The sequence below is a fragment of the Maribacter sp. genome, from assembly GCF_016744255.1.
Taxonomy (GTDB): Bacteria; Bacteroidota; Bacteroidia; order Flavobacteriales; family Flavobacteriaceae; genus Maribacter_B.
This window is the reverse complement of record NZ_JADGES010000143.1, coordinates 1-6,356: the sequence shown is the minus strand read 5'-3', so window position 1 is coordinate 6,356 and position 6,356 is coordinate 1. Positions and strand designations below refer to the sequence as shown.

4 protein-coding genes are annotated in these 6,356 nt (G+C 30.6%); all 4 read left to right on the top strand.

Annotation, left to right across the window (positions count from 1 at the left end):
- Nucleotides 1-782 precede the first annotated feature (782 nt).
- Nucleotides 783-1,871, top strand: coding sequence for an aminotransferase class I/II-fold pyridoxal phosphate-dependent enzyme (locus QZZ51_RS15820; protein WP_291871428.1), 1,089 nt, complete (start codon nucleotides 783-785; stop codon nucleotides 1,869-1,871).
- Entirely contained in the window at nucleotides 1,868-3,805 is a 1,938-nt protein-coding gene (locus QZZ51_RS15815; protein WP_291871426.1) for a nucleoside-diphosphate sugar epimerase/dehydratase, read from the top strand. Before QZZ51_RS15820 ends, QZZ51_RS15815 begins: the two co-directional genes overlap by 4 nt.
- Before the next feature lie 41 nt (nucleotides 3,806-3,846).
- Entirely contained in the window at nucleotides 3,847-4,623 is a 777-nt protein-coding gene (locus QZZ51_RS15810) for a polysaccharide biosynthesis/export family protein (RefSeq protein WP_291871424.1), read from the top strand.
- A 50-nt stretch (nucleotides 4,624-4,673) separates the two neighbouring features.
- Nucleotides 4,674-6,356 (top strand): Wzz/FepE/Etk N-terminal domain-containing protein (locus tag QZZ51_RS15805; RefSeq protein WP_291871422.1); only part of this gene is annotated, 1,683 nt, incomplete at its 3' end.

The following is a 6,356-nucleotide window of genomic DNA, read 5'->3' as shown; positions in this document are numbered from 1 at the left end:
TACCATCGGGTAAATTAGCAGCAGCGACGGGTACTATTCCAAATGGAATAACAGGACTCCATTGCCCATCTTGGGATGGGGTTTGTGCTGTTACTAACGAATTACTAAGAATTATTAGAAAACAAAATGTTAAAGTAAAATTGTAAATTTTCCGCATAGCTTGGGGTGTAATTAAAAAAATATATGCGAATTTAATTATATGCGAATTCATATTAATCATATATACGTTGAAAATAAATAATAAATCGTTCTATAGCAATAAGAAAAGGAGTACAAGAAAATTCCACTATGAAAAGAGAAGAAATTAAGGGTTAAAAACCTATCTGAATAGATTTTTTTCTTTAAATAGCCTTCTTCTTAGACAAAGTTAAAGTCTTCTTTTGGTACTTAAGTTTAAGTACATTAGTACATTAGGAATAGTATGTCTTTTTCAATAAATTCGCACTTTATTAAATTGTTTTAATAATAATATTAATAAAGAAATGAATTAATTATTTAGTCGGGTTGTAGTTAAAAAACTACATTATAAATTTTTAATATGCCAGAAGTAATATTTTTTGAAAATAGAGGTTTACATGGTGTGTTTTATTCGATAAAATGTATTACAGTTGTTATTAAACGAGTATTTTAATGCTTAAACGAATTATAGGTTAGATGTTATTTAACTATGAAAAAGTATGTATAAGTTTACCGAAAATTAATTATAATTCCCCTTACTAAACCTAAATTATTTGAACTTGAAAACAGTTACTAAATCTAAAATATGGTTATCCTCTCCACATATGGGAGGAACGGAGCAAAATTATATAAATTCAGCTTTTGAACAAAATTGGATAGCTCCATTAGGACCGAATGTAGATGGTTTTGAAAGTGATATTTCTGAATTTCTAGGAGAAGAGTCTAAAGTAGCAGTATTAAGTTCTGGTACAGCGGCTATTCATTTAGGGTTAAAACTACTTACTGTAGAATCTGGTGATGAAGTTATTTGTCAGAGTTTTACTTTTTCTGCTTCTGCTAATCCAATAGCTTATTTGGGAGCAAGGCCTGTTTTTGTGGATAGTGAGAGAGATACTTGGAATATTTGCCCAATACAATTAGAAAAAGCAATACTAGATAGAATAGCAAATGGTGTAAAGCCCAAAGCTATAATTGCAGTTCATCTTTATGGAATGCCATATAAGGTGAAAGAAATTCAAGCTATATCAGAAAAGTACGATATTCCTGTTCTAGAAGATAGTGCAGAGGCTTTAGGTAGTACTGTAAACGGAGTAAAATGCGGAACTTTCGGTGATGTAGGTGTATTATCTTTTAATGGAAATAAGATTATTACAACTTCTGGAGGTGGGGCATTAATCTCTAAAAATCAAAAAATAAAAGAAAAAGCTATTTTTTTGGCTACCCAAGCTAGAGATAATGCAATACACTATCAGCATTCAGAAATAGGGCATAATTATAGAATGAGTAATATTTTGGCAGGTATTGGTAGAGGACAAATGGAAGTCTTACAAGATAGAGTGGATGCTAGAAGGAATAATTATGCAATTTATAAGAAAGAATTATCTCCTTTTAAAGAGTTAGAATTTTCTGAAGATATACCAGGTTATTATTCTAATCACTGGTTAACAGCTGTATTAGTTTCATCTTACGAAATAAGAGAAAAAATAAGATTAGCATTGTTAAAAGAGAATGTTGAATCTAGACCCTTGTGGAAACCTATGCATATGCAACCGGTATTTAGGAATTCCATGTGTTATACAAATGGAGTTTCTGAGGATTTATTTAATAGAGGTCTTTGTTTGCCAAGTGGCTCTAATTTATCTAAAGAAGATTTATTTAGAGTAATTGAATTAATTAAAAAAGAGATAGTATGATACAAAACTACCTTACAAATAGTGTATCTCGTTACGCATCAAAATGGCTTGTTTTAGTTATAGATGTATTAACGACTAGTTTTGCGTTTTTTCTCGCATATTGTATACGTTTTAATCTTTCTTTTGATTTTGATATTAATAAATTATTAGTACAACTTCCAATAGTAGCTCTGTTATCTTTAGCTTCCTTTTTATTCGTTGGTTCTTATAAAGGAGTGGTTAGGCATACTGGAGTAAAAGACGTGTATAATATATTTAATGCTATTTGTCTTTCTAGTATTCTATTGATTACTATGGTTTTGGTTAATCGAGAAGTTGGTCTGTTAGAAGATTTTACCATACCTCTTGCTATTATAATAATTCATAGTTTACTAAGTTTTATTGGTTTAACAGCATCTAGATTTATTTTTAAATCTATGTATAGTAATTTAATGGCTCGTAATTTAAAAGTAAGCAAGAATGTCCTAATTTATGGTGCGGGTGAGTCAGGCATATTAACACATAATGCTTTAACAAGTAACTCAAGAAGTATTGCTAGAGTTGTTGGGTATATAGATCAGGATAATAAAAAATCAGGAAAACAAATAAATGGCGTTAAGGTTTTTCATGAAGAAGAATTAACGGAAAGTTTTATTCTGAAGAAAAATATTAGCGAAGTTATTTTTTCTATGCAGAATGTGGATCCCAAAAAACTTAGAACCTTAGTAGAGGGTTTAGTGGACTACCCTGTACAAGTAAAAATAGTACCACCAGTTGATGATTGGATTAATGGAGAACTTAAAGTATCTCAAATTAAGCAAGTGCAAATAGAAGATTTGTTAGATAGGGCACCTATTACTATTAAAAATAGTAAAATAGAAATGGAACTTAAGAACAAAGTTGTATTGGTAACTGGCGGCGCAGGTTCTATTGGTAGCGAGATAGTAAGGCAAATTTGTTGTTACGATTATAAAGCTTTAATTGTTATTGATCAGGCGGAGTCTGCTTTGTATGATTTACAGCAAGAATTAAAACAGAACGGACACCACAATTTTGTGCCTATTGTAGGGGATATAAGAGACAAAAATAGATTAAATACAATATTTCAAGAGCATAAACCAAATATGGTTTTCCATGCAGCAGCTTATAAGCATGTTCCCTTAATGGAGTATAATTCCTATGAAGCAATAAAAATAAATATTGCAGGAACAAAAACGGTAGCAGATTTATCTTTAATACATGAAGTGGAAAAATTCGTATTTGTATCTACAGATAAAGCGGTGAATCCTACCAATGTAATGGGAGCAAGTAAACGTATTGCAGAAATGTATATAGGTTGCATGCAACAACAGAAGAAAACCAAATTTATTACGACAAGATTTGGTAATGTTTTAGGGTCAAATGGATCTGTAATTCCATTGTTTAGAAAACAAATAGAAAAAGGAGGGCCTTTGACTTTAACACACAAAGATGTAACTCGTTATTTTATGACAATTCCTGAGGCCTCTCAGTTAGTTTTAGAAGCTGGCGCTATGGGAGAAGGAGGAGAAATATTTATTTTCGATATGGGTGAGTCTGTTAAGATTTTTGATTTAGCAAAAAATATGATAAAACTTTCGGGTTTAAATTATCCTGACGATATTGATATTAAAATTACAGGGTTAAGACCTGGAGAAAAATTGTATGAAGAGTTGCTTGCAAACGGAGAAAGTACTTTGCCTACGTACCATAAGAAAATAAAAATAAGTAAGGTAAGGGATTTAGATTATACCGATGTCCGTTCTAGGATTGATGAACTTTGTATAACAAATATGTTCTTTAATGGCAATACGGTGAAATTAATGAAAAAAATTGTTCCTGAGTATGTATCAAGTAACTCAGAGTTATGTGAGTTAGATGAAAAGGGCAAAAAGAAAGGTTCGGATAAACCTAAACTAAAAATTGTTCAATCATAAATTTTGATTAATCTTGTAAACTATAAACAAAACATTTTACTATGACCATTAAGAATTTCTCATTACCTACTTTGTCTTTTATAGCTATGACTGCTTTGATTTTAAGCTCTTGTGCTTCTAAAAAAGATATTGTTTATTTTCAGAATGCCGGAGATTATGAAACTATTGTAAGTGATAATTCGCATACTAATAAATTTAAAATTGATGATGTAGTTAGTATTCATGTATCTACACTAAATCCAGAAGCAAGTTTGCCTTTTAACTTGTTTAAAGGAGCTGAAGAAGGAGGAATTAGAGCAGAGCAAGTAGATTATATTATAGATAAAAATGGAGAAATTGATTTTCCAGTTTTGGGATCTGTAAAAATAGTAGGGTTATCCCCAGAAGAAACAAAAGCATATTTAAAAGAAAAGTTAAGTATATACCTTAAAAACCCAATTGTTAATATACGTTTAAAGAATTTTTCTGTAACTGTACTTGGTGAGGTAAACAGACCTGGAACTTATTTTGTAAATGGAGAACAAATTACAATTTTAGAGGCTTTAGGTTTGGCTAATGATTTAACCATTAAAGGAACACGTAATAATGTTATGGTTATTCGTGATTTTAATGGAACAAAGGTTTATACAAGAGTAGATTTAACGCAAAAAGAGGCTTTAAATTCACCAGTATACTATCTAACACAAAATGACGTTGTATATGTTGAACCAAATAAATCAGCTGTTACATCTTCTTCATTAGATAATAGAGCTTCTATTTGGGTTTCTATTGCTTCTGTATTAATCACTTCAACTGTTTTGATTATTACTAGAAATTAAATACTTAAATAGGTATTTAAATAAATAATATAAAATATTAAAGAACAATAATGAATTCTCAAGAATTTTCATCGAATACCTTAGACCTTAAGGAGTTATTGACAACATATACCAAACATTGGAAATGGTTTGCTCTCTCTTGCTTAGTAGCTATAATAATGGCTTTTCTATATATTAGGTATGCTACTCCAGAATATGCAGCTAAAGCAAAAGTTCAAATAATTGAAGATAAGAGCTCTGCTTCAGAATTATCTGCATTTAGCGAATTAAGCCTTATTGGAGGTGGCGCTAAAAATAAGATAGAAGATGAGATGGAAATTCTTAATTCTAGATCTAATTTTATTGAGGTTGTAAAAGATTTAAAATTGAATACCCAGGTAATTCAATTAGGAAATGTAAAACATACCCAATTATATAAGAATAGCCCAATAAAAATTAACTTTATAGCAACAGATTCTATCGTTAATTCTTCTAAAATTGGATTTTTTATAGAGTTGTCTTCGGACACTTCTTTTGGATATAGCAAAGATGAAGATGCTCCTTTAAAAATTTACTCTTTTGGAAAAAATATAACAACAGAAATAGGAGATATTGTAATTACTCCTAATCTTAAGTATTTCGAAAGGCATAAAGGACATAGAATAAAAGTCAATGTTAACCCTATTTTTAAAGTAGCAGAGGCGTATCAAACTAAAATTATTGTGGCGCCAGCTCAAGAATTTTCTAATATCATTAATGTTTCTTTAAACGATGCAATTCCTCAAAGAGCTATTGATATTATTAATAAATTGGTAAGCGTTTATAATAAAAATGCAGTAGAGGATAAGCAGATTATAGCAGATAAAACTTCTACCTTTATAAATGAACGCATTAAAGAAATATCAGGAAATTTAACCTCTGTAGACCAATCTGCACAAGATTTTAAAACCAGCAAAGGGGTTACGGATATAGCAAGTGAAGCAAATATTGCTTTAAATGTAGGTGCAGCAAACAGACAAGAGTTAGAGAATGCTAAAACTCAATTAAGTATAGCATCTGGAATGAAAGATTACGTTTCCGGTGAAAGTGGTTATGAAGTTATGCCATCTAATGTTGGTTTGTCTGATGCTACTATTGCCAATACGACAGCAAAGTATAATGAGTTGGTTATGGAGCGTAATAGGTTACTAAAGAGTTCTAATGAGCAAAACCCAATTATTGTTAATTTAGACCAACAATTAAATGGGCTTAAACAAAGTATGAAGTCTAGTTTAACAGGGATGGAACGTAATTTGGGTTTACAGGTGAATAATTTATCAGGGCAAATGTCTAGAATTAATTCTAAAATTTATTCGGCTCCTAAAAACGAAAGACAATTAAGAGATATAACGAGACAACAACAAACAACGGAATCTCTTTACTTGTATTTATTGCAAAAAAGAGAAGAATCTCAAATAACAGCTGCATCTGGGTCTCCTAAATCAAAGGTTATAGATTATGCATATCAGATGGGAGATTTTCCTATTAGCCCTAAAAAGCCATTAATACTTTTGGCTTCATTAATATTGGGAATGTTAGTTCCTTTCTCTGTTATCTACGCTAACGATTTGTTAGATAATAAAATTCATAGTAAAGTTAGTTTAGAGAAATTGGTAAAAAATGTTCCTGTCTTGGCAGAACTTCCTAAACTTGGTAAAAAAGATACCTTTTTGGTTACCAATGATGATAGGTCGGTATTGAGCGAATCTTTGCGA

Excerpts from the sequence above, each read along its gene's own strand:
- QZZ51_RS15820 (WP_291871428.1), top strand. The coding sequence starts at position 783 with ATGGGAGGAACGGAGCAAAATTATATAAATTCAGCTTTTGAACAAAAT.
- QZZ51_RS15815 (WP_291871426.1), top strand. The coding sequence starts at position 1,868 with ATGATACAAAACTACCTTACAAATAGTGTATCTCGTTACGCATCAAAA.
- QZZ51_RS15810 (WP_291871424.1), top strand. The coding sequence starts at position 3,847 with ATGACCATTAAGAATTTCTCATTACCTACTTTGTCTTTTATAGCTATG.